The organism is Bacillus cereus group sp. BfR-BA-01381 (assembly GCF_022663555.1).
In the GTDB taxonomy this organism is placed as follows: domain Bacteria; phylum Bacillota; class Bacilli; order Bacillales; family Bacillaceae_G; genus Bacillus_A; species Bacillus_A pacificus.
Window position 1 is genome coordinate 1 of sequence record NZ_JAKUFR010000274.1, and the last position, 294, is coordinate 294.

Here is a 294-nt window from a genome sequence, read left to right on the forward strand (position 1 = left end):
AGGTCCGACAGGGATTACTGGCCCGTCAGGAGGACCTCCTGGTCCGACGGGGCCAACTGGTGCGACAGGTCCGGGCGGTGGACCGAGTGGAAGTACAGGAGCAACAGGAGCAACGGGAAATACTGGGGCTACAGGAAGTACGGGGGTAACAGGAGCGACGGGAAGTACAGGTCCGACTGGAAGCACGGGAGCACAGGGCTTGCAAGGAATACAAGGGATTCAAGGGCCAATTGGGCCAACTGGTCCAGAAGGTCCGCAGGGTATTCAAGGGATTCCTGGTCCGACGGGAGTAAC

General features: G+C 60.2%; 1 pseudogene. It reads left to right on the plus strand.

Going from position 1 to position 294, the window contains the following annotated elements:
• Positions 1–294: pseudogene (locus MR079_RS28665) on the plus strand (collagen-like protein); the annotation flags it as partial.